29 protein-coding genes are annotated in these 26,857 nt (G+C 72.8%); 19 read left to right on the top strand and 10 right to left on the bottom strand.

Annotated elements, in window-relative coordinates; all coding sequences use genetic code 11:
• Positions 1-44 precede the first annotated feature (44 nt).
• The 4 genes from ACFV2S_RS19145 to ACFV2S_RS19130 all read left to right on the top strand — a co-directional run bounded on the left by ACFV2S_RS19145 (position 45) and on the right by ACFV2S_RS19130 (position 4,238).
• Complete coding sequence (locus ACFV2S_RS19145; RefSeq protein ID WP_385560110.1) at positions 45-1,379, top strand: erythromycin esterase family protein; 1,335 nt, start codon at positions 45-47, stop codon at positions 1,377-1,379.
• A 116-nt stretch (positions 1,380-1,495) separates the two neighbouring features.
• A complete protein-coding gene (locus ACFV2S_RS19140) occupies positions 1,496-2,743 on the top strand; it encodes a serine-threonine protein kinase (protein ID WP_385560412.1) in 1,248 nt (415 codons plus the stop codon).
• A 158-nt stretch (positions 2,744-2,901) separates the two neighbouring features.
• Positions 2,902-3,516 (top strand): hypothetical protein, encoded by a 615-nt coding sequence (locus ACFV2S_RS19135; RefSeq protein ID WP_385560107.1) that lies wholly within the window; start codon positions 2,902-2,904, stop codon positions 3,514-3,516.
• Positions 3,517-3,533: 17 nt separating this feature from the next.
• Positions 3,534-4,238, top strand: coding sequence for a 3-keto-5-aminohexanoate cleavage protein (locus ACFV2S_RS19130; protein WP_385560409.1), 705 nt, complete (start codon positions 3,534-3,536; stop codon positions 4,236-4,238).
• On the opposite strand, the gene soxR is transcribed toward ACFV2S_RS19130, so the two are convergent.
• Positions 4,235-4,714, bottom strand: coding sequence for a redox-sensitive transcriptional activator SoxR (soxR, locus tag ACFV2S_RS19125; RefSeq protein ID WP_385560104.1), 480 nt, complete (start codon positions 4,712-4,714; stop codon positions 4,235-4,237). The genes ACFV2S_RS19130 and soxR overlap by 4 nt on opposite strands.
• Positions 4,715-4,834: 120 nt before the next feature.
• Here soxR and ACFV2S_RS19120 point away from each other — a divergent pair, with 120 nt between their 5' ends.
• Complete coding sequence (locus ACFV2S_RS19120) at positions 4,835-5,296, top strand: MaoC family dehydratase (RefSeq protein ID WP_369143348.1); 462 nt, start codon at positions 4,835-4,837, stop codon at positions 5,294-5,296.
• On the opposite strand, the gene ACFV2S_RS19115 is transcribed toward ACFV2S_RS19120, so the two are convergent.
• The 3 genes from ACFV2S_RS19115 to ACFV2S_RS19105 all read right to left on the bottom strand — a co-directional run bounded on the left by ACFV2S_RS19115 (position 5,287) and on the right by ACFV2S_RS19105 (position 7,494).
• Positions 5,287-5,913 carry a TetR/AcrR family transcriptional regulator gene (locus ACFV2S_RS19115; protein WP_385560101.1) on the bottom strand — a complete coding sequence of 209 codons (627 nt, stop codon included), beginning with the start codon at positions 5,911-5,913 and terminating at the stop codon, positions 5,287-5,289. The genes ACFV2S_RS19120 and ACFV2S_RS19115 overlap by 10 nt on opposite strands.
• An 80-nt stretch (positions 5,914-5,993) precedes the next feature.
• Positions 5,994-6,281: a YiaA/YiaB family inner membrane protein gene (locus ACFV2S_RS19110; RefSeq protein ID WP_383797926.1), complete on the bottom strand. Its 288-nt coding sequence runs from the start codon at positions 6,279-6,281 to the stop codon at positions 5,994-5,996.
• A gap of 61 nt (positions 6,282-6,342) precedes the next feature.
• Positions 6,343-7,494: an acyl-CoA dehydrogenase family protein gene (locus ACFV2S_RS19105; protein WP_385560097.1), complete on the bottom strand. Its 1,152-nt coding sequence runs from the start codon at positions 7,492-7,494 to the stop codon at positions 6,343-6,345.
• A 65-nt stretch (positions 7,495-7,559) separates the two neighbouring features.
• On the opposite strand from ACFV2S_RS19105, the gene ACFV2S_RS19100 reads away from it, so the two are divergent.
• From ACFV2S_RS19100 to ACFV2S_RS19085, 4 genes are all read left to right on the top strand, one after another.
• The gene (locus ACFV2S_RS19100; protein ID WP_383797930.1) at positions 7,560-8,240 is read left to right on the top strand and encodes a TetR/AcrR family transcriptional regulator; all 681 of its coding nucleotides are present in this window, start codon (positions 7,560-7,562) and stop codon (positions 8,238-8,240) included.
• An 18-nt stretch (positions 8,241-8,258) separates the two neighbouring features.
• Positions 8,259-8,954 (top strand): ArsR/SmtB family transcription factor, encoded by a 696-nt coding sequence (locus ACFV2S_RS19095; RefSeq protein WP_385560093.1) that lies wholly within the window; start codon positions 8,259-8,261, stop codon positions 8,952-8,954.
• Between the two features lie 168 nt (positions 8,955-9,122).
• Positions 9,123-10,037, top strand: a complete 915-nt coding sequence (locus tag ACFV2S_RS19090; protein WP_385560090.1) for a DMT family transporter — start codon at positions 9,123-9,125, stop codon at positions 10,035-10,037.
• Between the two features lie 214 nt (positions 10,038-10,251).
• Positions 10,252-10,977 carry a TetR family transcriptional regulator gene (locus ACFV2S_RS19085; protein WP_385560087.1) on the top strand — a complete coding sequence of 242 codons (726 nt, stop codon included), beginning with the start codon at positions 10,252-10,254 and terminating at the stop codon, positions 10,975-10,977.
• On the opposite strand, the gene ACFV2S_RS19080 is transcribed toward ACFV2S_RS19085, so the two are convergent.
• A complete protein-coding gene (locus ACFV2S_RS19080) occupies positions 10,960-11,628 on the bottom strand; it encodes a TetR/AcrR family transcriptional regulator (protein ID WP_385560084.1) in 669 nt (222 codons plus the stop codon). The genes ACFV2S_RS19085 and ACFV2S_RS19080 overlap by 18 nt on opposite strands.
• 121 nt (positions 11,629-11,749) lie before the next feature.
• On the opposite strand from ACFV2S_RS19080, the gene ACFV2S_RS19075 reads away from it, so the two are divergent.
• The 10 genes from ACFV2S_RS19075 (at position 11,750) to ACFV2S_RS19030 (ending at position 20,640) form a co-directional block, all read left to right on the top strand.
• The gene (locus tag ACFV2S_RS19075) at positions 11,750-12,688 is read left to right on the top strand and encodes a DMT family transporter (protein ID WP_383797940.1); all 939 of its coding nucleotides are present in this window, start codon (positions 11,750-11,752) and stop codon (positions 12,686-12,688) included.
• A gap of 74 nt (positions 12,689-12,762) precedes the next feature.
• Entirely contained in the window at positions 12,763-13,563 is an 801-nt protein-coding gene (locus ACFV2S_RS19070; RefSeq protein ID WP_385560080.1) for an MBL fold metallo-hydrolase, read from the top strand.
• Positions 13,564-13,600: 37 nt separating this feature from the next.
• Positions 13,601-14,302 carry a DsbA family protein gene (locus tag ACFV2S_RS19065; RefSeq protein ID WP_383797944.1) on the top strand — a complete coding sequence of 234 codons (702 nt, stop codon included), beginning with the start codon at positions 13,601-13,603 and terminating at the stop codon, positions 14,300-14,302.
• A gap of 220 nt (positions 14,303-14,522) precedes the next feature.
• Positions 14,523-15,701, top strand: coding sequence for an aminotransferase class I/II-fold pyridoxal phosphate-dependent enzyme (locus tag ACFV2S_RS19060; protein ID WP_383799943.1), 1,179 nt, complete (start codon positions 14,523-14,525; stop codon positions 15,699-15,701).
• A complete protein-coding gene (locus ACFV2S_RS19055) occupies positions 15,691-16,236 on the top strand; it encodes a DUF6190 family protein (RefSeq protein WP_385560075.1) in 546 nt (181 codons plus the stop codon). The genes ACFV2S_RS19060 and ACFV2S_RS19055 overlap by 11 nt, the downstream gene beginning before the upstream one ends.
• A gap of 26 nt (positions 16,237-16,262) precedes the next feature.
• Positions 16,263-17,069, top strand: a complete 807-nt coding sequence (locus ACFV2S_RS19050) for a dihydrodipicolinate synthase family protein (protein WP_383799949.1) — start codon at positions 16,263-16,265, stop codon at positions 17,067-17,069.
• Positions 17,066-17,947: an iron-containing redox enzyme family protein gene (locus ACFV2S_RS19045; protein WP_383799952.1), complete on the top strand. Its 882-nt coding sequence runs from the start codon at positions 17,066-17,068 to the stop codon at positions 17,945-17,947. Before ACFV2S_RS19050 ends, ACFV2S_RS19045 begins: the two co-directional genes overlap by 4 nt.
• Positions 17,944-18,267, top strand: coding sequence for a Rieske (2Fe-2S) protein (locus ACFV2S_RS19040; protein ID WP_385560071.1), 324 nt, complete (start codon positions 17,944-17,946; stop codon positions 18,265-18,267). Before ACFV2S_RS19045 ends, ACFV2S_RS19040 begins: the two co-directional genes overlap by 4 nt.
• Complete coding sequence (locus tag ACFV2S_RS19035; protein ID WP_383799957.1) at positions 18,264-19,715, top strand: purine-cytosine permease family protein; 1,452 nt, start codon at positions 18,264-18,266, stop codon at positions 19,713-19,715. The genes ACFV2S_RS19040 and ACFV2S_RS19035 overlap by 4 nt, the downstream gene beginning before the upstream one ends.
• 4 nt (positions 19,716-19,719) lie before the next feature.
• Positions 19,720-20,640, top strand: a complete 921-nt coding sequence (locus ACFV2S_RS19030) for a PDR/VanB family oxidoreductase (RefSeq protein WP_385560068.1) — start codon at positions 19,720-19,722, stop codon at positions 20,638-20,640.
• A 73-nt stretch (positions 20,641-20,713) separates the two neighbouring features.
• Here ACFV2S_RS19030 and ACFV2S_RS19025 read toward each other — a convergent pair whose 3' ends face one another.
• From ACFV2S_RS19025 to ACFV2S_RS19005, 5 genes are all read right to left on the bottom strand, one after another.
• Positions 20,714-21,793, bottom strand: coding sequence for a Zn-dependent alcohol dehydrogenase (locus tag ACFV2S_RS19025; protein WP_385560065.1), 1,080 nt, complete (start codon positions 21,791-21,793; stop codon positions 20,714-20,716).
• Positions 21,794-21,818: 25 nt separating this feature from the next.
• A complete protein-coding gene (locus ACFV2S_RS19020) occupies positions 21,819-23,210 on the bottom strand; it encodes an aldehyde dehydrogenase family protein (RefSeq protein WP_385560062.1) in 1,392 nt (463 codons plus the stop codon).
• A 457-nt stretch (positions 23,211-23,667) separates the two neighbouring features.
• Positions 23,668-24,432 carry a class F sortase gene (locus ACFV2S_RS19015; RefSeq protein ID WP_385560059.1) on the bottom strand — a complete coding sequence of 255 codons (765 nt, stop codon included), beginning with the start codon at positions 24,430-24,432 and terminating at the stop codon, positions 23,668-23,670.
• Entirely contained in the window at positions 24,419-25,150 is a 732-nt protein-coding gene (locus tag ACFV2S_RS19010; RefSeq protein WP_385560056.1) for a hypothetical protein, read from the bottom strand. Before ACFV2S_RS19010 ends, ACFV2S_RS19015 begins: the two co-directional genes overlap by 14 nt.
• A gap of 134 nt (positions 25,151-25,284) precedes the next feature.
• Positions 25,285-26,718, bottom strand: a complete 1,434-nt coding sequence (locus ACFV2S_RS19005; protein ID WP_385560053.1) for a CitMHS family transporter — start codon at positions 26,716-26,718, stop codon at positions 25,285-25,287.
• Positions 26,719-26,857: the final 139 nt, after the last annotated feature.

Here is a 26,857-nt window from a genome sequence, read left to right as displayed (position 1 = left end):
CGGCGGGATGTCCCCCGTCGGGTTCCGCCGAGGACGCTTGCCCCATGAACCTTTCCTTGCGCCGCCGTCGTCTGCCGCTCGTCGGGCTCCTCCTCGCCGCCTGTCTGGGTTCCCTGGCGCCCGCCGCGGGCGCCACCGCCCCGGCCGGCCCCGATCCCCTACGCGAACTCGCCCGCTCCGCCCGGCCCCTGACCGATCTGCGCCCCCTGGACCGGATGATCGGCACGGCCGAGGTCGTCGGGATCGGCGAGGCCACCCACGGCTCGGCGGACTTCTTCACCACGAAGCACCGCGTCTTCGCCCACCTCGTGGAGTCGCGGGGCTTCACCGCCTTCGCCCTGGAGGCCCCCTGGTCCACCGGCCTCCTCGTCGACGAGTGGGTCCGCACCGGCCGGGGCGACATCCGGGCGATCATGCGGGACGAGTTCCAGGACTCGTACCGCCTCTGGAACACCGAGGAGTACCTCGACCTCTTCCGGTGGATGCGGAGGTACAACCGCCTGCACCCCGATCGCCCGGTCCGCTTCATGGGCAACGACCTCGGATACGCCGGAGGGAACCTCTTCGACGCCGTGACCTCGTACGTCGCCCGCGTCCACCCGGAACTCCTCCCCCGCTTCCGGGAGCTGTACCGGGACTCGCGGCCCACCGGCGGGGTGGAGACATGGACGAGGGAGTACATGGAGCGGCCGCGCGCCGAGCGGCAGCGGATGGCCGGCGAGGTGAACCGCGCCCTCGCCCTCCTGGAGCGGCAGAGCCCCGGCAGGGGCCCCGGGGCGCGGGACGCGCACCTGTGGGCGGTGCAGCACGCGCGCGCGATCGCCCAGGTCGGGACCGAGTACGCCCACGACATGGCGACGCCGGAGGGAGTCGCCGAGGCGATGCTCTACCGCGACCGGATCATGGCCGACAACACCGTGTGGTGGCAGCGGACGACCGGCGACCGGATGGTGCTCTCCGCGCACAACGGGCACGTCGGCTACGAGACGGTGACGCCGGACCAGTACCCGCGGACCCAGGGCGCGTTCCTCCGGGACGCCCTCGGCCGGGACTACGTGAGCGTGGGCGCCTCCTTCGGGCAGGGCTCGTTCAACGCGCACGACACCACGGCCCCCGGCGAGCCGCTCCGGGCCTTCACCGTCGCCCCGCTCGGCCCCGGCAGCAGCGCCGCGACCCTGGACCGGGTCGCGTCCGGGCCCTTCTTCCTGGACCTGAGGCGCACGGGTCCGGCGGCGCGCGCGTGGCTGGAAGCACCCCGTCCGACCCGGCACATCGGGACGGCGTTCCCCTGGGAGGGCGACGTCGCGTCCGTGCGGTACTCCACCGCGTACGACCTGCTGATCCACTTCCCCCGGATCTCGGCCGCGCGGCTGCGCTGACACGTCTGGGCGGCCCTGTGCGCGGGCATGCTCGCCAAGGAGCCGCCGCCCGCGCACGGGGCGCACCCGGCGTCGCGGCCCCCTCGACGTGGAGGGACGGTCTGGCCGTGACCGGGATGAGTGTGGAGCCGTACCGGGAGATCACCTTCGACAAGGACGGCGACGGGCCGCCGGGCCAGGCCTCGGAGCTCGCCGCGCTCGCCCGGCAGGGCGTCGGCGACCTGGTGGTGTTCGCGCACGGGTGGAACAGCTCCCCGTCCGGCGCGACCCGCCTGTGCTCCGACTTCTTCGCGCCCTTCCCCGAGCTCCTGGCACCCGGGGTGGAGGTGGGGTACGCGGGCCTGATCTGGCCGTCGATGATGTTCTCGGGCGAGCCGGTGCCCGACTTCCGGGCCCTGGTGACGGTCCTCCCGGAGAAGGAGCCGGTCGTCGGGCGGCTCACGGAACTGCTCGCCGCGGCACCGGCGTCCGAGGCGGCGTTCGCCGAGTTCGGGGCGCTGCTGCGGGAGCTGACGGACGTGGACGCGGAGTCGGTGGCGCTTCCGGAGTCGGTGCCGGAGTTCCTCGTCGCGGACCCGGTGGCGGTGTGCGCGCGGTTCACCGGGGCCCTGCAGGACGCGGACGCCCTCCCCTCGGACGCCGTCACCTCGGAGGCCGTCTCGGCCGGGGTCCTCTCCGCCGGGGCCTTCGGCGGGGGACTCGAGACGTACTGGAAGGGCGCCAAGGAGGTGCTGCGCCAGGCCACGTACTACGTGATGAAGAAGCGGGCCGGGCAGGTCGGCGAGCACGGACTCGGGCCGCTGCTCGGCGAGGTCGCACGCGCCGCGCCCGGGCTCCGCGTCCACCTGGTGGGCCACAGCATGGGCGCCCGGCTCGTGGCGTACGCGCTGCGGGGACTGCCCGCCGGCGCGCGGCCGGTCGCCTCCGTGACGCTCCTTCAGGGTGCCTTCTCCCACTACGCGTTCGCCGCGCGACTGCCGCACGACCCGGGCCGGTCCGGCGCGTTGCGGGACCTCCAGGGGCGGGTCCGGGGTCCGGTGGTGGCCTGCTACTCGCGGCACGACACGGCGCTGGGGGTGATGTACCCGCTGGCGTCCCGGCTGGCGAACGACTCCGCGTCGCTGGCCGGCCCCGCGGAGGGGCTGCTCGGGGCGGACGATCCGCGCTGGGGCGCGATCGGTCACGACGGCGTGCAGGCGGTGCCGGGGGTCGTGCGGCTGAGTCTCGCGGAGGCCCTGCGTACGGGGGTTCCGGGCTCGGGGTGCGTGAGCGTGGACACGGCCGAGGTGGTCCGCTCGCACGGCGACATCCGGCGGCCCGAGCTCGCGGAGGTCGTGGTCGCGGCGTCCCGGACGGGCCGGTAGGAGGCCCGGCGAACCCCACCGGACGCCCTGGTTCCGGTGGGTGCCGGGCGTCACTTCCACGCCATTGATGGCTCCCATCGGAATTTCGATGGAACACGACGGGGCTCCCGTTCGTCCCTCTGTTAGCGCGGAAGGACCAGCGGCGGAGGTGGCGAGTGATGGCCGGTTTCCGGAGTCTCGCGAGACAGGTGCGCGATCCGGGGTGCGACACGGCACTGCGCAGGTACTCACTGCGCAAGTGCCTGGAGAGGTTCGCGCCCTACGGGCACCGCGCGACCTGGGACCATCTGTGCCGCAGGCACAGGTTCGGTCCCGAGGACCGGGAGCTCGACCCGGGGCGGCTGGTGGCCGCGCTGGAGGAGTTGGAGGAGGCGCGGGCCGTGTGGCTCGCGTACGAGGAGCGGTTCGCGGCCCGGCGGCGGCGCGAGAAGCACGAGGGGCTGCGCGGACTCGGCGCGCTCGACGACTGGCACCGCCGGGTCTGGGGCGGGAACGGCGTGGTCCGCTGCGGCGACCCGTCGGTGCATCCCTCGGACCCGCTGCCCGAGGTGCTGCGGCGGCTGATCGGCGCACTGGAGCGCGGGCCCGGCGAGGCCTGTCCGGTGTGCGCGGGGCCGCGGATCGAGTGGACCGGGCCGGGCGACCCGTACGAGCCGTGGCTGGGTCCGGTGTGCGGGGACTGCGGCGTGGGTGTCCCGCGGGCGGTGCTGACCTCGGGGGCGCTGGCCCGGGCGCGCGGGGAGCGGCGCACGCCGCTGGCCTCGGCGGCGTGAGGCGCGGGACGCCCGCCGTGCTCCAGGTGTGCCTCAACGGCTCGCGGGAGCCCGTGGAATCGGCGGCGGTCCCGATGTCGCCGGAGTCCCTCGCGGAGTCCGCGGCGCGGGCGGTGGCGGCGGGGGCCCGGGAGGTGCGGGTGCATCCCCGCACGCCCTGCGGCCGCACCTCGCTGTCGCCCCGGGTGCTCGCGCCGGTCCTGACGGAGATCAGGTCGGCGCTCGACGCCCCGGTGCCGGTCACCACGGCGGCGTCGGCCGAGCACGACGCGGGCCGCAGGGCGGAGCGGATCCGCTCCTGGACGGTGCTCCCCGACCTGGTGTCGGTCGAGTGGCACGAGCCGGGCGCCGAGGAGGTGGCCGCCGCGCTCCTGGAGCGCGGGGTCGGCGTGGAGGCCGCGCTGTGGTCCGGCACGGACGGGCCCGGCCGGTTCGCGCGCTCCCCGCTCGCGCCGGCCGTGCGGCGGGTCCTGGCGAAGGTCACGGGCCCGGACGACGCGCCCGAGGCCCGGGCCCTCGCCCTGCTGGCGGCGCTCGCCGTCCCGGCGGCCGGGGTGCCGGTACTGCTCCACGGCGAGGAGGGCGGCGTCTGGCCGGTGCTGCGGCTCGCCCGGCGGCTGGGCGCGGACGCCCGGATCGGCCTGGAGGACACGCTGCTCCTGCCGGACGGCACCCGTGCGCGCTCCAATGCCGAACTGGTGGCGGCGGCCCTGCCGTACTAGGTGGCCTCCTCCGCCGCCGGGCGGCTCACCGGGAGGAGGCGGGAGCCCGCCATGCGCTCGCCGAAGCGGTCGTCGGGGTTGGACAGGACGCAGGTCTCCAGGGAGAGGCAGCCGCAGCCGATGCAGTCCGTCAGGTGGTCGCGGAGGCGCCCGAGCTGCTTGATGCGCTCGTCGAGCTCGGTGCGCCAGGCCCCGGAGAGGCGGGCCCAGTCCTCGTTCGTGGGCGTGCGCTCCTCGGGGAGCTGGGCGAGCGCCTCCCGGATGGTGGCCAGCGGGATCCCGACCCGCTGGGCGGCCCGGACGAAGGCGACCCGGCGGAGCGTGTCGCGGCCGTAGCGGCGCTGGTTCCCGCTGGTGCGGCGGCTGCTGATGAGCCCCTTCGCCTCGTAGAAGTGCAGGGCGGAGACCGCGGCCCCGCTCCGGGCGGAGAGCTGGCCGACGGTGAGTTCGTGGATCTTCTCTGGAATCTGCGGCACCCGGGGAACCCTACTGGTCCGTCGGCGACGGCCGTTGACAGCGGCCACCGCACCCCACATGCTGAGCAAGCGCTTAGATACCGACCACCAGGTATGCCGTACGAGAAGGGACGAGCGAACATGGCCGAGCCGAGGATCTTCACCTCCGCCGAGGAGCTGCGCGCGGGGGTCGGCGAGCAGCTGGGGCACAGCGACTGGGTGGAGATCGACCAGAAGCGGATCGATCTCTTCGCGGAGGCGACCGGCGACCACCAGTGGATCCACGTGGACCCCGAGCGCGCCGCCGCCGGACCGTTCGGCTCGACGATCGCGCACGGCTATCTGACGCTGTCGCTGCTTCCGCTGTTCGTGCCGCAGGTGCTGCGCGTCGAGGGCATGAAGATGGGCCTCAACTACGGGACGGAGAAGGTGCGTTTCCCCGCCCCCGTCCCGGTCGGCTCGCGGCTGCGGGCCACCGCCGTCCTGACGAAGGTCGAGGAGGCCGGCGGCGGCGTGCAGGTGACGGCGGCGGTGACCGTGGAGCGCGAGGGCTCGGAGAAGCCCGTCTGCGTCGCCGAGTCGGTCTCCCGCTACTACTTCTGAGCGCCGGCCATCCGCAGCACGAGGTCGGCGTAGAGCGCGCCGACCTCGTCGGCCGACCGGCGGCCCTGGGTGTTGAACCAGCGGGAGACGTCGATGCAGAGCGAGAGCACGGCGACCGTCGTGCCGGGCACGTCCGACACCTCGAACTCGCCCGCCGCGACGCCCTCGTTGATGATGCGCCGGATCACGGCCTCGGACTCGCGGCGCAGCTCGACGATCTCGGCGCGGTGCTCGGGACCGAGCGCGTCGAGCTCGTACTGGACGACGCGCGCGGTCGTGTGGCGCTCGGCGTGCCAGCGGACGAAGGAGCGCACGGCGTCGGCGAGCCGCTCGGCGGGGGTGCCGTCGCCGTCGGCCGCGGCCGAGAGGATCTCCAGGGCCCGGTCGTGACCGATGCGGCTGATCCGGTGGAGCAGCTCTTCCTTGGTCTTGTAGTGGATGTAGAGGGCGGCGGGGCTCATCCCGGCGCGGCCCGCGATGTCCCGGGTGGTGGTGGCGTGGTAGCCGCGCTCGGCGAACGCCTCGACGGCGGCCACGAGCAGCCGCCGGGCCGCCTCGGGCGTGACCTCGCCCCAGGGCACGTCCTCGCCCCCGGGCGTCTCCTCCGCCGCGCTCATCCCACACTCCCTCTCGGACCCCGTCAGGACGAACACCATACAACGAGGGTGAGCAAGCGCTTAGAGCCTCCCGTCGCCCTTCAGAGCTTCTGGAACGGATCGTGCTCGGCGAGGAGCTTCTCCAGGCGGGCCTGGTCGACCCGGCTGACGATCTGGCCGGCCTCCTGGCGGTCGCGGACGACCTTGGCGAGGGTGAAGGCCGAGGTCGTGAGGTAGAGGACCGAGACGGCGAGGAAGGCCCGCACCCAGGCGCTGGCGTCGAGCTGGTAGACGCCGATGGCCACGGCGGCGACCGCGATCCCGAAGGAGATGACGGCCTGCATGTAGTAGGCGGCGGTGTTCTGCTGCTTGACCGGTGTGTCGCTCATGCCGCCCAGCATCGGACGGACGTGGCCGGTGCCACATCCGTCCGCGTACTCACCGACGTACTCAGAAGGCCGAGATCCCCGTCAGCGCCCGGCCGATGATGAGCTTCTGGATCTGGCTGGTGCCCTCGTAGAGGGTCATCACGCGGGCGTCGCGCACCAGCTTCCCGACCGGGTACTCGTCGATGTAGCCGTATCCGCCGAAGACCTGGAGGGCGTTGTTCGCGGCGCGGACCGCGGCCTCGGAGGCGTACAGCTTCGCCTGGGAGGCGGCGGTGGCGAAGTCCCGGCCCCGGTCGATCAGGTCGGCGACCCGCCAGGTGAGCAGCCGGGCGGCGTCCACGTCGACGGCGATGTCGCTGAGGAGCTCCTGGACCAGCTGGTACGAGGCGATGGGCCTGCCGAACTGCTCCCGCTCCCCCGCGTACCGCACGGCGGCGTCGAGGGCGGCCTGGGCGATGCCGACACAGCCGGCGGCGACCGACATGCGCCCCTTGGCGAGGGCGGACATGGCGACGGCGAAGCCCTTGCCCTCGGGGCCGAGGAGGGCGGAGGCCGGGACGCGGACGTCCTGGAGGACCAGTTCGGCGGTGGCCTGGCCGCGCAGGCCGAGCTTGCCGTGGACGGGGCGACGGGTGAGGCCCGGGGTGTCGGCGGGGACGAGGAAGGCGGAGACGCCCTTGTGGCCGGGGGTGTCGTTCGTGCGGGCGAAGAGCAGCACGACGTCGGCCCAGGTGCCGTTGGTGATGAACATCTTGCCGCCGTTGACGACGTACGCGTCCCCGTTCCGTACGGCGCGGGTGGCCAGGTTCCCCGCGTCGGAGCCGGTGCCGGGTTCGGTGAGGCCGAAGCAGCCGAGGGCCTCGCCGGAGGCGAGCCGGGGGAGCCACCGCCGCTTCTGGTCCTCGTCGCCCCAGGCGGCGATCGTCTTGGCGACCAGGCCGAGGGAGACGGAGACGATGCCGCGCACGGAGGAGTCGCCGCGGCCCAGCTCCTCGGTGACGAGGCAGTACGCGAGATGGTCGCCGCCCGAGCCGCCGTACTCCTCCGGGATCGTGAGCCCGAGGAAGCCGACGGAGCCCAGCTTCTTCACGATGCCCCGGTCCACCTCCTCGGCACGGTCCCACGCGGCCGAGTGCGGGGTGACCTCGCGTGCGACGAAGTCCTCGGCGAGCCGGCGCACGGCCTCCTGCTCCTCGCTGAGTTCCAGATTCATGCGGTGCCACCCACCTCTTTAATTACCACTGCTAGTTTTGTCGTAGCGGGCCTACTATGTGCGCCATGGCCCGACCGCGCAAGCCCCTGCTCAGCCGAGACCGCATCGTCGAGACGGCGGGCGCGCTCGTGGACGCGGAGGGACTCGCGGGGCTCTCCACCCGGCGGCTCGCCGCCGAACTCGGGGTGAGCGGGCCCTCGCTCTACAACCACTTCCGCACCAAGGACGAGATCCTCGACGCGATCGCGGACGCGGTGAGCGCGAAGATCGACCTGTCGATGTTCGCGGAGGACGACGGCCGGGACTGGCGGAGCGCCCTGCACGACTGGGCGGTCTCCTACCGCGCCGCGCTCGCCGACCACCCGCACATCGTCCCCGTCCTCGCCCAGGGCCCCGGCCGCCGCCCGGCGGGCCTGAAGGTGGCCGACGCCGTCTTCGGCGCCATGGTCCGGGCGGGCTGGCCCCCGGCCCAGGCCACCTCCATCGGCGCCCTGATGCGGTACTTCGTCACCGGCTCCGCCCTCGGCTCCTTCGCCCGGGGCTTCGTCGACGACGAGACGGCCTACGACCCCGCCGACTACCCGCACCTGGGCCGGGCCCACCTCCTCGCCGAGCACCGCCAGAAGGTGGACGAAGGCGCCTTCGAGACGGGCCTGCGGGCGCTGCTCGACGGCCTGCGGCTCCAGTACGAGGCGCTCCCCGCCCGCCCCCGCGCACCGCACGGTTCGGCCTCCGCCGAAACGTGAGTGCGGCAGGCTTGGACCATGGCAGCCAGTGATCTCGCCGCGCTCGCGGCGCTCTTCGCGGACGAGAGCCGCGCCGCGTTCCTGCTCGCCCTGCTCGACGGGCGGGCCTGGACCGCCGGGGAACTCGTCCGGCACGCCGGGGTGGCACCGTCCACCGCCAGCGAACACCTCGGGAAACTCGTCGCGGGCGGGGTGCTCGCGGAGGAGCGACAGGGCCGGCACCGGTACGTCCGCCTCGCCGATCCCGGGATCGCGCACCTCGTCGAGGACCTGGCCGCCCGGTCCGAGCCCGAGGTGCCGCAGGCCCCCCGCTCACTGCGGGCCGCGAGCGCGGGCCGGGCGATGGCGCGCGGCCGGACCTGCTACGACCACCTCGCGGGGCGGCTCGGCATCGCGATCACCGACGCGATGACGGAGCGCGGACTGCTGCGCCAGGACACCGGGTTCGCGCTCACGGACCGGGGCCTGGCCTGGTTCGACGAGCAGGGCATCGCCTTCGTACGGAAGGGGCGGCGGCCCGTCGCGCGCGGCTGCCTGGACTGGACCGAGCGCCGCCCGCACCTCGCGGGGCTCGCGGGCGCCGCGCTGTGCCGGCACGCGCTCGACGCCGGGTGGTGCGTACGGATCGGGTCCGAGCGGGCGGTGAAGGTGACGCCGGAGGGCGAGAGCGCCCTGCGGACGGGCCTGGGCATCACGGCGGAGTCGCTGCGCTGAGCGGACCGGGCCCGGCCTGGCACCCCTCGACGCGGAGACGGGCCCCGCCTCGCATCCCTCGACGCGGAGGGGGGCCCGGCTTGGCATGCCTCGATGCTGTGCGGGTCCCGTCTCGTGCCCCTCGATATTGCGGTGGGCGCCGAAGGGTTCGCGCCCTACGGTCGGACCATGCAGAAGCAACCCTCCCGGCTCGCGCTCGTCGCCGCCGGAGTCACCGTCGTCCTGTGGGCCTCCGCCTTCGTCTCCATCCGCAGCGCCGGGGCGGCCTACTCCCCCGGCGCGCTCGCGCTCGGCCGGCTGCTCGCCGGATCGCTGGTCCTCGGGGCCGTGCTCCTGATACGGCGGGAGGGGCTGCCGCCGCGGGCGGCCTGGCCGGGGATCGTGGTCTCGGGCCTGCTGTGGTTCGGGGTGTACATGGTGGTCCTGAACTGGGGCGAGCAGGAGGTCGACGCGGGCACGGCGGCGATGGTCGTGAACATCGGACCGATCCTGATCGCCCTGCTGGGCGCCCGGTTCCTCAAGGAGTCGCTGCCGCCCCGGCTGCTCGCCGGCATGGCGGTCTCCTTCGCGGGCGCGGTGACCGTCGGCCTGTCGATGTCCGGCGGCGGCTCCGGCGGGCACGCCTCGGTGCTCGGGGTGGCCCTCTGCCTGCTCGCGGCGGTCGCGTACGCGGGCGGGGTCGTCGCCCAGAAGCCGGCGCTCGCGCACGGCAGCGCGCTCCAGGTGACGACCTTCGGGTGCCTCGTGGGCGCGGCGGCCTGTCTGCCGTTCGCCGGACAGCTCGTCGAGGAGGCCGGACGGGCCCCGCTGCCGGCGACCCTGAACATGGTCTATCTGGGGGTCTTCCCCACCGCGCTCGCCTTCACGACCTGGGCCTACGCCCTGGCCCGCACGACGGCGGGCCGGATGGGCGCGACGACGTACGCCGTGCCCGCGCTCGTGGTGCTCCTCGCGTGGGGGTTCCTGGGCGAGCTGCCGGGTGCGCTCACCCTCGCCGGGGGTGCGCTGTGCCTCGCGGGCGTGGCTGTATCCCGCTCCCGGGCACGGGCTTCCGCGACCGCCGGAACGGCTGAATCCACCTGACAGGCCATACCCCCGGTTCCGGTCAGTTCGCGGGCGGTCCGCGCGGGCCGGGCGCCCGCGACCTGGGAGGGAGACGCGCGTCAAGCCCCAGTTCCGGCCTGACGGACAAGAAGCCACGTTTCGCCGCTCTCCGGCCGGATAGTTTCGAGTCGGTCACAGGCGCGGGCCGGAAGATAACGCTCCGGCACCTTCTCGCGAGTCCACGGGGGAGCTCATGGCGATTCAGCAGCGGGCGGAACGCACAAGACAGGAGATCCTGTCGTCGGCCGCGAGGGTCTTCGACAGGATGGGCTACGAGCGGGCCTCGCTGGCCCGGATCGCGGGTGAGGCCAGGGTCACCACCGGCGCCCTGGTCTTCCACTTCGCGACCAAGTCGGACCTGGCGACCGCGGTGCGCGGGAAGGCCCGCGCGGTCACCCGGATCACGGTCGAGTCGGCCTGCCTGTCCACGGAGGGCGTGGGCGGCACCGCGATCGACAAGCTGGTGATCACCACCCACGCGCTGATCCGGCTCTTCGAGACCGACCCCATGGCGCGGGCGGGCGAGCGCCTCTCCCGCGAGCTGCAGTCGACCGACCCCGGGCCGGGGCAGGACTGCCCCTGGCGGCGCGAGGTGGGCCGTCTGGCGCGGTACGCGGTGGCGGAGCAGGCCTTACGGCCGGGCGTCGACGCGACGGCGGTCGCGGCGCTGATCGGCTACGTGATCACCGGGGTCGAGCTGGAGATGCGACTCCCGGGCACGCCCGCCGACACGCCCTGGCCGACGGAGAGCGGCGCCCTGCACGACCCCGCGGAGGAACGACTGCGCCGCATCTGGGAGTTGATCCTGCCGGGCCTCGTCCACCCGGCCGCGCCGGCCGCCCCGGCCGGCACCACCACACCGACGCCCCCGACGGCGTCGAAGGCCCCCTCGCAGGGGCGGTCAGCCACCGCCTCCTGAGTGGAGCAGCTGGCGGGCGAAGGCCGTCAGCGAGCGCCCGATGCGCTCGGCCGGCAGGCCGAGCTCGTGCCGCTGGAACTGGAAGAGCTCGGGCGACAGCGGACTGAGCGCGATGTCGATCAGCGGATCCGGGTCCTCGACCCCGTGGTCGACCAGCAGGGTCCGGACGTGGACGCGCCAGAATCCGTACGCGCCCGTCCGGAAGCGCGCGGGACCCGTCTCCGCCCCCAGCGCCAGCGGCAGATGCCGTTCGAGCAGATCGAGCATCGCCAGGTAGAACGCCGCGAGCCGCTCCCCCGCCGGTGCGCCGGGACCGAGCGGCGGCGGCCCGTAGATGAGCTGCCCCTGGAGCCGGCGCTCGTGCTCGTCGAGCAGCGCCACGGCGACGGAGGACGGATCGGGGAAGCTCCGGTACAGCGTCGCGCGGCCCACGCCGGCGGCCTTGGCGATCCGGTCCATGGTCACCGAGCGGGGATCGATCTCGGCGAAGAGCCGCTCGGCCGCGGCCAGGATCTGGGCACGGTTGCGCTCCGCGTCGGCGCGTCTGCGCGGGGCGACCGGCTGCTCGTCCGCGGCCTGCAGATCACCGAGGAGACCGCCGACCCGGTGCACGGAGGCGGCTCCACGACCTCGCTGCTCTTCCTCGCTCATGACCCGACCTTACTTCCCCCGGGGCTAAGTGGACACCTTGTCCGTTTGCCATGTTGCATGGCATGCTAAACGGACTCAGTGTCCACTTATCCGCTCGCCATCCCGCCCCAGGGAGATCCAGATGCACACCGCGCTACTCGCCGCGGCCCTGCTGGTCGGCTGCCTCCTCGCCGTCCAGGCCTCGGTGAACCTCCAGCTCAACGCCGCCGTCGGCACCCCGTACGGCGCCTCGACCATCCAGCTCGGCGTGGCCACCACGCTGCTCGTCGTGCTCGCGGTGGCCGCCGGTGCGCTCGGCGCGCTCGGCAAGCTGCCCGACGTGGAGTGGTGGCAGCTGCTCGGCGGACTCGCCAGTCCCCTCTACATCACCAGCGGCATCCTGCTGTTCCCACGGCTCGGCGCCCTCGCCGCCGTCGGACTCTTCGTCACCGGCCAGATGTTCGCCTCGCTCGCCCTCGACCTCTTCGGCCTCCTCGGGCTGAAGCAGAAGGACCTGAGCATCGGCATCGTCCTCGGCGCCCTGGCCGTCCTCGCGGGCATCGTCGTGATCATCCGGGGCATGAAGGCCGCGGCCCCTCCCGGCGCCCCCAAGATGTCGAGCGCCGGCCGCGTCGGCTGGCTCGTCCTCGGCATCGTCGCCGGCGGTGTCCTCCCGATCCAGGGCGCGGTCAACGCCCAGCTGCGCGCGCAGCTGAAGGAGCCCATCACCGTCGCCGTGATCAGCTTCGCGGTGGCGACCTTCACCATCGCCGTCGTCCTGCTCGCGCTCTACGCGACCCGGAAGACCCCGAAGCCCAAGATCGCCCCGCTCAAGAAGATGCCCTGGTGGGGCTGGCTCGGTGGCGCCTGCGCCGCGGCCTACGTCACCGGCACCTTCCTGCTCATCCCGACCATCGGGGCGGCCGTCACCATCGCCCTGACCGTGACGGGCCAGCAGCTCACCTCGGCGCTGATCGACCACAAGGGTCTCTTCAAGCTCCCGCAGCGCTCCCTGACCAAGCCGCGCGCCCTGGGCCTCGCCCTGCTGATCGCCGGCTCCCTGACCATCCAGCTCGTCTGACCGAGGCCGGCGCCTCCCCCGGGCCCGCGCCCGGGGGACCCCCGGCCCGCTCGGCGCCTCGTGAAAGGCTGCTCATGAAGACGTCCTACACCGCCGGGCCGGACATCCACGTCCTCCCGTCGGCCCTGCCCATCCCCGGCCTCGGCGACCAGCCGGTGAACGCCTTCCTCCTCCGGTCCGGCGAGCCGCTGCTCGTGGACACCGGGATGCCCGTCGACCGGGAGGGCTTCCTGGACTCCCTCTGGTCGCTGATCGAGCCGGGCGACCTGCGGTGGATCGTCGTCACCCACGACGACCGCGACCACACCGGCGCCCTGGCCCGGATCCTGGAGGCCGCGCCGCGGGCGAAGGTGCTGGCCAACGCGATATCACTCACCCGAATATCGGAAGAGTTCAGCATTCCGCAGGAACGGGTGGTGACAGCGAACCCGGGAAGTCGCGTGAAAGTCGGCGATCGTGAGCTGAGTTTTCACCGGCCGCCCACCTTCGATTCACCCGGAACTCTCGCCGTGTTCGACCATTCCGATGGAACGCTCTACAGCTCCGACAGTTTCGGTACCGTCGTCGAAGAAATTCAGCAGGACTTCACCGACCTTTCGGAGGAGGAATTCTTCCACGGCTTCGAGGTGCTGAACCGTGCGATAGCCCCGTGGACCGCGCTGGTCGACGAGGCCAAGTTCCTCCGCCCCGTGCACGAACTGGCCGCACTGCGCCCCGCTCGGCTGCTCAGCGCCCACGGGCCGACCGTCGAGGAGACCGCCGTGCCCCGGCTCTTCGACGCGATGGCCCGCATCCCGTCCCTGCCCGCCTGGCTGCCGGGCGCCGACCTCGACCTCGAGGCGGCCCTGGACGCCCATGAGTCCACCGCGGGCTGAGCACCGCTCCGCCCACGCACCTGAACCGAGGAGAACCATGTCCGACCCGACCACCGCCGACCTGACCCCGCCGCGCGGAGTCGTCACCGTCTTCTCCGACATCTGGTGTTCCTTCGCGCACATCGCCATCCACCGGCTGCACGCCACCCGGACCCGCCTGGGTCTGGAGGAGCAGGTCTCCTTCGACCTGCGCGCCTTCCCCCTGGAACTGCTGAACGACGCCCCGAGCCCGCGCCCCGGCACGGACAGCGAGGTCGCCCGGATGGCCAGCCTGGAGCCGGCCGCCGGCTGGCAGCTGTGGCAGGCCAAGGACTGGCTGTACCCGTCGACGACGCTGCCCGCCCTGGAGGCGGTGCTCGCCGCGAAGGAGCAGAGCCTCAACGCCTCCGAGCAGCTCGACCTCGGGCTGCGCCGGGCCTTCTGGGCCGAGTCGCGCTGCATCAGCCACCGCAAGGTGATCCTGGACGTGGCCGCCGAGACCGGCGCCGTCGACGTCGACGCGCTCACCGAGGCGCTGGACGACGGCCGGGCCCGCCGGAGCCTCGCCGACCAGGCCGCGCTCTCGAAGAGCGACCGCGTGAACTGCAGCCCCCACCTGTTCCTGCCCGACGGCTCCGACCACGCCAACCCCGGCATCGACGTGGGCTGGGAGGGCGCGTACGGCATCGGCTGGCCGGTCATCGCCTCCGACGACCCGAAGGTGTACGAAGACATCCTGCTGCGGGCCGCCACCGAATAGCGAGAACAAGCCGCCGGCGCGGCCGAATAGAGCGAACGACGGGCCAGGCATTCCTTTCGAGGAATGCCTGGCCGTCGTTCCTTTTTTTCTTCCGCAGAACATCGCGGTGATTATTAATTGCGTGACCCGGCCGTTATTCGCAAGGCCGCTCGAAGCTCCTACAGTCATTCACGCCGCCGGAATTCCGGACGGAGATTCGTATCGACAGCGGGAGTTCTTCATGTCGTTGACCGACAAGGCAGACGTCAGCACTTTCGTCGACCTCACCCAGCACGAGATCGAGGCTCTGAAGACCCGGTTCAACCTGGCCGACGCGCACACGCACCAGCGTCAGTCCGACTCGCAGGAGCGGATCGTCTCCCGGCTCCCCGAGCTGTGGCACGAGTCCGAGTCCAAGCAGCAGGCCCACTTCGAGCGCCAGTTCATCGACGCGTTCTTCCGCCTGCACCAGCAGCCCACCGCCCGGGCGATGGACCGGACGCTCCTGTCGTACTCCGCCAGCGTCTCCACGATGGTGGCCGGCATGTTCCTGAAGCAGCGCGGCATGTCCGTGCAGCTGGTGGAGCCCTGCTTCGACAACCTGGTCGACCTGCTGCGCAACATGCAGGTGCCGCTGGGCCCGGTCGACGAGTCGGTGCTGCACGACAAGGACGCCATCTACGAGCGCCTGGTCGAGTCGATCGACGCGGACGCGATCTACCTGGTCGACCCGAACAACCCGACCGGATTCACCCTGCTCGCCGAGAAGCTGGAGGGCTTCGCCGAGGTCGTGCGCTACTGCGTGGACCACGACAAGGTCCTGGTGATGGACTTCTGCTTCGCCTCCTTCGCGCTCTGTGACGAGGGCATCGGCCGGGTCGACATCTACAAGCTCCTGGAGGAGTCCGGCGTCACCTACATGGTCATGGAGGACACCGGCAAGACCTGGCCCATCCAGGACGCCAAGTGCGCCATGATCACCGCCAGCCGGAACATCCAGGAGGAGGTCTACAACCTCCACACCAGCGTCCTGCTGAACGTGTCGCCGTTCGTCCTCAACATGGTCACGCAGTACATCGAGGACTCCATCACCGACGGCTTCGCCTCCGTCCGCGACATCATCAAGACCAACGGCGACGCCGCCCGCGCCGCCCTCGCCGGCACCATCCTGGAGTTCCAGGAGCCGGTCGTCGGCACCAGCGTCGCCTGGTTCCGCATCACCGCCGAGAACCTGACCGCCACCCAGCTGCAGGCCGTCCTCTTCGACGAGGAGGTGTACGTCCTGCCCGGCACCTTCTTCTACTGGAACACCAAGGAGAAGGGCGAGCGCTTCGTCCGCCTGGCCCTGGCCCGCGAGCCCGAGGTGTTCGCCGGCGCGATGGAGCGGATGCGGAAGGTGCTCGAGCGCTATGCCGGCTGACGCCACCACCGCGACCGAGGCGACCGAGCACGCCCCCACGGTGTTCATCGACGCCACGCTCTTCATGGGCATGCACAGCCAGGACGAGACCGTCCGCGTCGCCGCCAAGTCCTTCTTCGCGGCCCGGCTCGCCGCCGGGGACGCCGGCCGGGTCGTCATGAACTGGGAGCAGGTCGGCCGCTGCGACGACCTCGTCTGGGGCTACGAGCGCGAAGTGCAGGACGACTACTACCCGTTCATGGACGTCCTCCACACCGACCTGGCCATCGACCGGGTCCCGTACGACGAGGACGACGTCCGGCGCGCCTTCACCGCTCCCGCGCTCGACGGACTGCCCCCGCACGAACGCCTGCTGCTCGCCCAGGTCATCGGCCGGGAGGGCGTGCTGCACACCGCGAGCCCCCGGCTGCTGAAGGCGGCCGACGGCCTGCCCGTCGTGCCCCTCGGCACCGGCGCGGAGCCCTCGTTCCCCGCGTACCTGGAGGACCTCTACCGGCGCTCGCTGGTGCTGAAGGTCGACTCCGACTCCCTCTGAACCACATCGCGAAGGGCACCCCACTCATGCCTGACTCCTACTCCGGGACCGTCGTCCCCCTGATCACCCCGCTCGACGAGCACGGCACCGTCGACGAGCAGAGCGTCGTCCGGCTCCTGGACCACATCCGGACCGAGGTCACGGGTCTCATGCCGGCCCTGACCTCCGGCGAGGGCTGGAAGCTCGACGCCCGGCAGTGGCAGGACGTCGTCACGTACACCGTCAAGCACGCCGGCGGACTCCCCGTGCTCGCCGGGATCCAGCTCCCCGACACGGCCTCGGTGGTCGACCGGGCCCGCACGGCCGCCGAGATCGGCGCCGACGCCGTCGTCGTCACCACGCCCTTCGGCGCCGACGTGACGCAGGACCAGATCGTCGAGCACTACCGGGCGATCCGGGCGGCCCTCGACATACCGATCTTCCTCTACAACGAGGAGGCGCTGTCGGGCAACCGCATCGAGTTCGAGACCCTGATCCGGATCTGCAAGGAGATCCCCGGGATCGTCGGCATCAAGGAGTCGAGCGGCGACGCCGCCTTCACCCGCAGGATGGCGGAGGCCGGCACCGGCATCCCCGTCTTCGAGGGCTGGGAGAACCTCCTCGTCGACGCCCGCGGCATCCAGGGCTTCATCGGCCCGCTGGCCAACCTCGAACCCGGCCTGTGCAACGCGATGCTGGTCGACCCGACCCCGGACCGCCAGGCGGAGATCAACACGGTCTGCGAGAAGTACGGCGTCTTCCGCGACGACTGGTACCGCTGGGTCAAGAAGGAACTGCACGAGCGCGGCGTGATCTCCTCCCCCACCACGCACGAGGAGGTCGAGGCGGCATGAGCACCACCCCCGCCTCCCCCACCGCCTCCTCCGTCCCGGTGGCCGCGCACTCGATCGCGGCCCCGGCGGCCACCGCCCAGCGCGAACTGCACGCCCTCTACCGGCGGGTGCCCAACCTCGGCGACTACGGCTCGATGACCGCGATCGAGGAGCGGTGGATCCTGCCGAAGGCGCGGGCCTACGAGGCCTCCGCGCCCCGGTTCGGCTCGGCCGGCGAACTGCTCCAGGCGCTCAAGGAGTTCCTCGCCGAGGAGGAGGCCGCGCTCCCGGAGAGCGCGACCTTCCTCGCCGAGCACGCGACGCTCGACCAGTTCAAGCTGATCGTCCGGGAGTTCGCGCTCGACGGGCTCACCGAGTCCGAGTCGCTGCTCCCGGTGGTCCCCCGGCTGCCGTACCGCTCGGCGATGGCGGTCTTCCGCGTCCTCATCGACGAACTGGGCTGCGGCAACGAGGAGAAGGCCCACTCCCAGCTCTACCGGGACCTGCTCACCGAGCTCGGGATGAGCCTGGAGCTCGACGACTACCTCGACGACACGTCCCCGGAGTGCTACGCCTACGTCAACATGTTCCACTGGCTGGCGAGCCGGGCGCCGTCCCCGCAGTACTTCCTCGGGGCGTACGCCTACTTCGAGACGAGCGTCCTGTACGCCTTCCAGAGCTTCGCCCGGGCGGCACGGCGGCTCGGGATCGTCCACGACGCGTACTACACCGAGCACCTGTACATCGACTCGTACCACAGCAACCACATGCGCACGGCGATCCGCGCGCTCGACGAGCCCGACCTGGCGAAGATCTGGGCGGGTGTGCGGCTGGCCTCCGACATCGTCGGCGAGGCCACCGAGACGGCGATCGCGCGGGCGCGGGAGAGCGTCGCGTGACGGCCGTGCCCGCCGGGCGGCGGAGCTCCGGCGAGCCCGTCGTCCGCCAGGTGACCGAGGACCTGGTCCTGGTCGAGGTCGGCGGCCGCAAGGTCCTCGCGGCCGCCCTGTGCCCCCACCGCGGGGGCCGGCTGAAGTACGGGAGGGTCGACGGGGACAGGCTGCGGATCACCTGCCCCCTGCACCACACGACCTTCGACCTGACCAGCGGCGAGCGGACCTCGGGGGCCGCCTGCGCGGCCCTCCGGGTGGTCGACGTGCTGCCCGGCCAGGACCGTCCCGCGGACCTGTCCGAGGAACTCGCCGGGGGCGCCTCATGACCACCACACCGACCGGGGCGGCGTCCACCGTGACGCCGCCCCGTGCGGCGGTCGACCACGACGGCATCGCGCCGGTGCCCGAGGCGGAACGCACCTCGACACCGGGCGACTTCGGCTGGATCTGGCCCTCCGCGCAGTTCTCGTTCGGCACCGTGGTGCTCGGTGCGCTGCCCGTGGTCTTCGGCCTCGGCTGGTGGGCCTCGGCCACCGCGATCGCGGCGGGCGTCGCGGTCGGGACGGCGCTGCTCGCGCCGCTCGCGCGGTTCGGCGTCCGCACCGGCACCAACGATCCGGTGTCGAGCGGGGCGCACTTCGGGGTGCGGGGCCGGGTCGTCGGCAACGTCATCACGGTGGTGACGGCGCTCGGCTTCTTCGCGATCGCGGTGTGGACGGGCGGCACGGCCGTGATGGTCGCGGGGCACCGGCTGCTCTCCACGCCGACCGGCCCGGGCGCGCTGACCGTGGCGATGTTCGTGACGGCGGCGGCGGTCGCGCTGGTCGCCGTGCGCGGCCACGAGACGCTGGTCCGCACGTACCGGATCACGGCCGTCACCGGCGGGGCGGTCCTGCTCGGGACCGCGCTCGTGCTCGCGCCGAAGTTCGACGCGGGCTACGCCGGCGGGAGCCTGGCACTGGACAGCACGCTGCAGACCTGGCTGCTCGCGGCGACCGCGTCCGCGACCGTGCCCCTGTCGTACGCCACCTTCCAGGGCGACTACACCCGCTACATGCCGGCCGGCACCCCCACGGGCCGGGTGGTGCGGGCGAGCGGGATCTCGATGTTCCTCAGCAGTCTCGCCGCGCTGCTCACCGGCGCGTACGTGACGACGCTCTTCCCCGTGCCCGACGAGCCGTGGCTGCAGGGTCTGACGGACGCCGTGCCGGGCTGGTTCGCGGTGGCGGTGGTCGTCTTCGGCTTCGCGGGCACCCTGCCGCAGGCCGGTCTGTGCCTGTACGCGGCCGGGCTCTCCGCCAACTCGGTGTTCTGGCGCTCCTCCCGGGCCGCCGTGACCACGGTGGTCGCGCTGCTCGCGGCGGCCGTGCTGTACCTCGGGGCGGTGGTGTACGACGCCATGGACGCGATGTCGGCGTTCGTGACGCTGCTGCTCACGGTCGTGGCCCCGTGGGCGGCCGTGCTCTCCGTCGGGTACGTGCTCCACCGGGGCCGGTACGACGCGGAGGCGCTGCGCGCGTTCACCACGGGCGGCGGCGGACGGTACTGGTACACGGGCGGGGTCAACGCACGGGCCGCCGCAGCCTTCGCCGCGGGCTCCGTGGTGGGCGTGCTGTGGGTGAACAACCCGCTCTACACGGGCCCGCTGACCGGTCTCACCGGCGGGGTGGACCTGAGCCTGCCGGCCTCCTTCGTGGTCGCCGCCGTGGTCTACGGGGCGCTGTGCCGGGTGTGGCCCGAACCGCTGCTTCCGCCCACCGGGACGCCGAGGTGATGCCATGACCACGGTCCGACTCACGGTCCGCTCCGTCGTCCGGGAGGCCGAGGGGGTGCGGGGGCTGCTGCTCGGCGACCCCGAGGGCGCCGCGCTCGCGCCCTGGGAGCCGGGCGCCCACCTGGAGGTGACGCTGCCGTCCGGGGCGGTACGGCACTACTCGCTCTGCGGCGATCCGGCGGACCGGACCACGTACCGCCTCGGCGTGCTGCGGGAGCCCGCCGGCCGGGGCGGCTCCGAGGAGGTCCACACCTCCGTCGGGGAGGGCACGGTCCTCGACGTCCGGGGCCCGGTCAACCGGTTCCCGCTGGTGCCCGCCGAGCGGTACCTGTTCGTCGCGGGCGGCATCGGCATCACTCCCCTGCTGCCGATGATCCGTTCCCTGCCGCCGGGTTCGTGGTCGCTGGTGTACGGCGGCCGGAGCCTCGCCTCGATGGCGTACCGCGAGGAGCTCGCCGGGCTGCCCGGGGTCACGCTCGTCCCGCAGGACACGGCGGGGCTGCCCGACCTCGACGCCGTCCTGGCCGGGCAGCCCGCCGGGACGGCCGTGTACTGCTGCGGCCCGGAGGGGCTGCTGCGGGCGGTGCAGGACCGGTGGCCGGGGCCGCTGCACCTGGAGCGGTTCGGTGCGGCGCCGGTGGAGAGGCCCTCCGGCGCGGGCGGTTTCGAGGTCGAGCTCCGGCGGACCGGGCGGACGCTGCGCGTGGAGCCCGGACGAACCCTCCTCGACACCGTGCGCGAGGTGGTGCCGGGTGTGGCGTACTCCTGCGAGGAGGGCTGGTGCGGCACCTGTGAGACGAAGGTGGTCGCCGGGACCCCCGAGCACCACGACACCGTCCTCGGCGAGGACGAGAAGGCGTCGGGGACGACGATGATGATCTGCGTGGGACGCTCGCGCGGCGACCGTCTCGTCCTCGATCTCTGACCCGCCTCGGCGGGTCGGACCCGAGGAAGCCCGTACCGGACCCCCGCCGGTACGGGCTTCCGCGTGCCGCGGGTCAGAAGACGACGAGGGCCCGACCGCCCTTGCCCGCGAGCATGTTCTCGAAGGCGCCCGGGATGCCGTCCAGGGTGATCCGCTCGGTGACGAGGGCGCCGAGGTCGAGCCGCCCCGCCCGGATGTGACCGGCGAGCACCGGGAGGTCCTCGGCCGGGTTCGAGTTGCCGTAGACGCAGCCGGCCAGGGTGCGGCCCCAGTGGAAGAGCTCCAGGGCGTTGAAGGTGACCTGCTGGTCCTTGCCCCCGATGCCGACGACGGTGGTGCGGCCGCCGCGCCGGGTGGACTCCCAGGCGGTGCGGATGGTGACCGCGCGGCCGACGCACTCGACGGCCACGTCGACGCCCTGGCCCCCGGTCAGCCGCCGGATGTCCTTGGCGGTGGTCCCGGAGGAGACGACGTACTCGGTGGCCCCGGCGGCCCGTGCGAGCGCCTCCTTCTCCGGGGACACGTCCACGGCGACGATCGTCGAGGCGCCCGCGATCCGGGCGGCCTGGAGCGTGGCCAGGCCGACCCCGCCGACGCCGAACACGGCGACGGTCTCGCCCTCCCGGACCCGGGCGGAGTGGTGGACCGCGCCCCAGCCGGTCAGGACGGCACAGCCGAGGAGGGCGGCGTCGGTGAGCGGCACGCCGTCGGGGACGGGCAGGACGCAGTTCGCGGCGACGACCGTCTCCTCGGCGAAGGCGGCGACGTTGAGCCCCGGGTGGAGCTCGGTGCCGTCCTCGGTGCGGGCGTGCACGTTCGCCGTGCCGGTCAGGGCGTTCGCGCAGAGCCAGACCTCGCCGAGCGAGCACGGGTGGCAGGCTCCGCAGGACGGAGCCCAGTTGAGGACGACGCCGTCGCCGGGGGCGACGTGGCCGACCCCCTCGCCGACGGAGACGACCGTGCCGGCGCCCTCGTGTCCGAGGACGGCGGGGACCGGGACGCGCATGGTTCCGTCGGTGAGGGAGAGGTCGGAGTGGCAGACCCCTGCGGCGGCGAGCCGCACCCGGACCTGGCCGGGTCCGGGCGGGGGCAGTTCGATGCCGGTGATCTCCAGCGGAGAGCCGACGGCGGGCAGGACGGCGGCGCGGATCACGCGTCTCTCCTCGATTCCTGGGAGCCTAGAACTGCAGGGACTTGGTCGTCAGGTACTCGGCGAGGCCGTGCGCGCCGAGCTCCCGGCCGACGCCGGACTGCTTGTACCCGCCGAAGGGGGCCAGCGGGTTGAACCGGCCTCCGTTGATGTCGACCTGGCCGGTGTCCATGCGGCGCGCGAAGGCGACGGCCGCCTCCGGCTCGCCCCAGACCGCCCCGCCGAGTCCGTAGACGGTCCCGTTGGCGAGGGCGAGGGCCTCCTCCTCGTCCTCGTACCGGAGGAGGGAGACCACCGGGCCGAAGATCTCCTCCTGGGCGATGGTCATGTCGGGGGTGACGTCGGCGAAGACCGTCGGGGAGACGTAGTAGCCGGTCTCGCGCGGGGCCTCGGGGCCGCCGGCGACGAGCCGCGCGCCCTCCTCGACGCCCTTCTCGATGTAGCCGCGCACGCGCTGCTGCTGCCGGGCGTTGACGAGCGGGCCGACGCGCTCCCCCGGGACGTACTTGGCGACGGCCTCGGCGGCGAGCGCCACCGCCTCCTCGTACCGGTCGGCGGGGATCAGCATCCGGGTCCAGGCGCTGCACGTCTGGCCGGAGTTGGACATGACGTTCGCGATGCCGACGGAGACGGCCTTGGGCAGGTCGGCGCTCGGCAGGATCACGTTGGCGGACTTCCCGCCGAGTTCGAGGGCGACCCGCTTGACGGCACCGCCCGCGAGGGCGCCGATGCGGCGGCCGACGGCGGTGGAGCCGGTGAAGGAGACGAGGTCCACGCCGGGGTGCTCGGCGAGCGCCTGCCCGGCGACCGGGCCGAGACCGGTGACCAGGTTGAAGACGCCGGCGGGCAGGCCCGCCTCGTGCACGGCCTCGGCGAAGAGCTGCGCGGTGAGCGGGGTGTCCTCGGCGGGCTTGAGGACCGTGGTGCAGCCGGCGGCGAGGGCCGGGGCGACCTTGGCGACGATCTGGTGGAGCGGGTAGTTCCAGGGGGTGATCGCGGCGACGACGCCGACCGGCTCGGCGTAGACGGTGGAGTTGCCGACCTTCTCCTCGAAGGAGTGGGTGGCGGCGAGTTCGGCGAAGGTGCCGGCGACGGCGATCGGGAGCCCGGCGTGGACGGCGGCGGCGAGCTGCGGCGGGGCGCCTAGTTCGGCGGTGACGGTGGCGGCGATCTCCTCCGCGCGGGCGGCGAGCGCGTCGCGGAGGGCGGCGATCCGGGCTCCGCGCTCGGCGGGCGGGGTGGCGGCCCAGCCGGGGAGCGCGGCGCGGGCGGCGCGCACGGCGGCGTCGACGTCCTCGGCGGTGCCCGCCGGGACGTGGGCGATGACCTGCTCGTCCGCCGGGTTCAGCACCGGGATGGTGTCCGTGGAGGAGGCGGGGCGCCACTCCCCGCCGATGTACATCGCGTCGTGGGCCTTCATCCGCTGTCTCCTCACGTGACCGGTTCCTCGTCCGACCCAAACTAGCGCTGTTAGTTTTTGGGCGCCAGGGTCTGCCGGGGTGCCCCCGGTCTCACGGGGCTCACGCGGGACCGGGGGCACACGCGTGACCGGCCGGTCGCACGCGGTCTCACGCGTGACCGGCCGGGGTCCGCAGGGATCAGCCGGGGCCCGCCGGTCGATCGTGCCGCCCCGGACCGCGGAATGTCCACGTCGAACCCGCACAGGCGCACGCCACCGGAACTGGCGGAACCCCCCTTGCCCCGCCGGGCGGGAACGCACGGCACGCCCCGGTCGACGGAGCGGCTGGGTCCGTCGACCGGGGCGTGGGTGCTGGATCGGAGCGGTGGATCGGAGCGGTGGATCGGAGCGGTGGATCGGAGCGGTGGATCGGAGCGGTGGATCGGCGTACCGGATCGGGGCGCCGGCTCCGACCGCGTCAGATCTTCTGGGCGATCTCGGTGAGGTGGGCGAAGACGACGATGTTCGCCTCGTAGCCCTTGCCTCGGTCGAAGGTCCCGCCGCAGGTGAGCAGCCGCAGTTCGGGCCGCCCGGTGTCCCCGTACACCTCCTTGTCGGGAAAGTCGTTCTTCGCGTACGTCCGGACGCGGTCGACCGTGAAGACGGCGACCTTGCCGTCGGCGCGGGCGACCCGGACCGTGTTGCCGGCGCTGAGCGAGTTGAGGTTGAGGAAGACGGCGGGCCCGGTGCGGGTGTCGCGGTGACCGACGACGACGGCGGTCCCCCGCTCGCCGGGGGTGGGCCCCTTGGCGTACCAGCCGACGATCCGCGGGTCGTCGGCCGGCGGGGTGCCGAGCCGCCCGGTGGCGTCGAGGCCGAGTTCCATCACGGGGGCCTCGATGGTGATGGCCGGTACGGCGACGGTGACCGGGCGCGACCGGGACAGCGGCGCGGGCGCGGGCGCGGGCCGTGGTGCGGGCGCGGCCTTGGGCAGTGCCCTGGCCTTCGCCTTGTGGTCCACGGCGGTGTGCGCCCCGGCCGCCGTTCTGGACCGGCCCGGGACGGCCGCGCCGGAGGCGGCCGGCGCGGCGGCCGACGCGGCGGCGAGTGGCGGGTCGGCCGGCTCCCCGTCACCGGCCCACCAGAACCCCCCGGTCACCAGGGCCGTGGTCACCGCCACGGTCCTGGTGAGCCGGAGCAGACGCCGCTGCCTGCGCGTGTAGCGGGACCTACGCGGCGCCATGGGCGCGGCGGCGCGAGCGGCGGATCAGGACCAGTCCGGCCGTACCGGCGAGGCCGGCGGCGAAGGCCGCCCCGACGCCGAAGGCGGAGGAGTCCTCGGCGGCGATCTGCGCGCTGCCGCCGCCGCCCGCTCCGACCGCGCCGTGCGGGGGCTTGCCGTGGCCCTGACCGCCACCGGTGTAGCCGCCGTTGCCGTTGCCCCCGTTCCCGTTGCCTCCGTTCCCGTTACCGCCGTTCCCGTTACCGCCGTTGCCGTTGCCTCCGTTGCCGTTACCGCCGTTGCCGTTGTCCGGCGGGCAGTCGACGCGGAAGACCTTGGACTTCGCGGCACCGTTCTGGCCCACCCACGTCCACTCGACCTTGTACATCCCGGTCCGCAGGCCGCTGATGTCGTCCGTGTGCCCGTCGCCGTTGCCGTCGACGGCGATGCTGCCGTTCCTCAACGACGGATCCTGGTTTCCTGGCTGGCCCGGCTGTGCGTAGATGTTCCACTGGATGCTCTGCAAGCCGTCGAAGTTGAAGGCGGCGAAGCGGAACACGCACCCGACCTGGGGCTGGTTGGCCTGGTCGGTGTCGGGGGTGCCCTGCCGGTGGACCTTGACGTCGCCGTTGTCGCCCGGGGCGGCGAGGGCCTGCGGGGCACCGGCGAGGGTCACGGCGCCGAGCGCCAGGGAGGCGAGGGTCGCGCGGAGCAGGGTGCGGGTGGGGGGTGTCGCCATGGGGGAAGTCCTCCAGTCGTGATCACGTGGGCTATTACCGCGATAATCCGACTATTTGTCACACCATGGATACGGAGGGTGGCGACCTGGCCGCACCACCCTCCGACTTCCACCCGTCCGGCTCACTCCCCCGGTCAGACGATCCCGAAGAGGATCCCGGCCGCCAGCACGACCAGCGAGGTCAGCGCGGCCCACTTCACCGTGAACCGGGTGTGGTCGCCGAACTCCACCTTCGCCATGCCGACGAGCACGTACACCGCGGGCACCAGGGGGCTCGACATGTGCAGGGCCTGGCCGACCAGCGAGGCCCGGGCGATCTCCAGGGGCGACACGCCGTGCGCCGCACCGGCCTCGGCGAGGACCGGCAGGACACCGAAGTAGAAGCCGTCGTTCGACATGAAGTACGTGAGCGGGAGGCTCAGCACGCCGGTGACCAGGGCCATGTGCGGGCCCATGCCCTCGGGGATGGCGCCGACGAGCCAGTCGGCCATGTGCTTGACCATGCCCGTGCCGGTGAGGACGCCGGTGAAGACGGCTGCGGCGAAGACCATGCCGGCGACGTTGAGGACGTTGTCCGCGTGGGCGGCGATGCGCTCCTTCTGCTCCGCCATGTTCGGGTAGTTGACGGTGAGCGCGAGGGCGGCGCCGAGGAGGAACAGCACCGGGATCGGCAGCAGTTCGAGGATCATCGCGGCGAGCAGCGCGACCGTCAGGGCCGCGTTGAACCAGTACAGGCGGGGCCGCAGCGTCGCGCGGTTCGGGTCGAGCCCCTGGAAACCGTCGTCCTTGCCCTCGCCCGCACCGGCCGTCGCCCCGGGGCCGTCGCCGGCGGCGCCCGTACGCTCGCCCCTGACCTTCCCGTCGACGCCGCCCTTGGTCGTGACCGTACCGCCGCCGCCCGCCGTGACCAGTACCGCGTCGGCCTCCGGGACCAGGGCCTCGTCGAGGGTCAGGTAGCCGATGCGGCTGCGCTCGCGGCGCCCGAGCACGTACGCCAGGACGAAGACGAAGAGCAGGCCCACGCCGAGCGCGGGGATCATCGGCACGAAGATGTCACCGGCGTCGAGCTTCAGCGCCGTCGCCGCCCGGGCGGTGGGGCCGCCCCACGGCAGGGTGTTCATGACGCCGTTGGCGGTCGCGGCCACACCGGTCATGACCACCAGGCTCATCCCGAGCCGCTTGTAGAGCGGATACATCGCCGAGACGGTGATCATGAAGGTGGTGGAACCGTCGCCGTCCAGGGAGACGATCGCGGCCAGCACCGCCGTGCCCACGACGACCCGCACGGGATCCGCCTTGCAGAAGCGCAGGATGCCCCGGACGATCGGGTCGAAGAGACCGACGTCGATCATGACGCCGAAGTAGACGATCGCGAACATCAGCATCGCGGCCGTCGGCGCCAGCTTGCCGACCCCTTCGATGACGTAGTCGCCGAGCTGGGCCCCCTGTCCGACCGCGACGCAGAACAACGCGGGGATCAGGACGAGCGCCGCGATCGGCGACATCTTTTTCAGCATGATCAGGACCAGGAAGGTCGCGATCATGGCGAAGCCGAGGACGGTCAGCATGGAGGACACCTCACGTTCACCCTTGAACTGCCGCCGAGCGGCGGTCCGGATGACGGTAGGTGTCCTCTTCTGCCGTTAACAAGATGTTGACGCGTGAGCAATACGAGCAAAACCCCAGGTCACGGCGGGGGTGGAGGAC

It is taken from the genome of Streptomyces sp. NPDC059695, assembly GCF_042733785.1.
Classification (GTDB): Bacteria; Actinomycetota; Actinomycetes; order Streptomycetales; family Streptomycetaceae; genus Streptomyces.
This window is presented reverse-complemented; position numbering and strand designations above follow the sequence as displayed.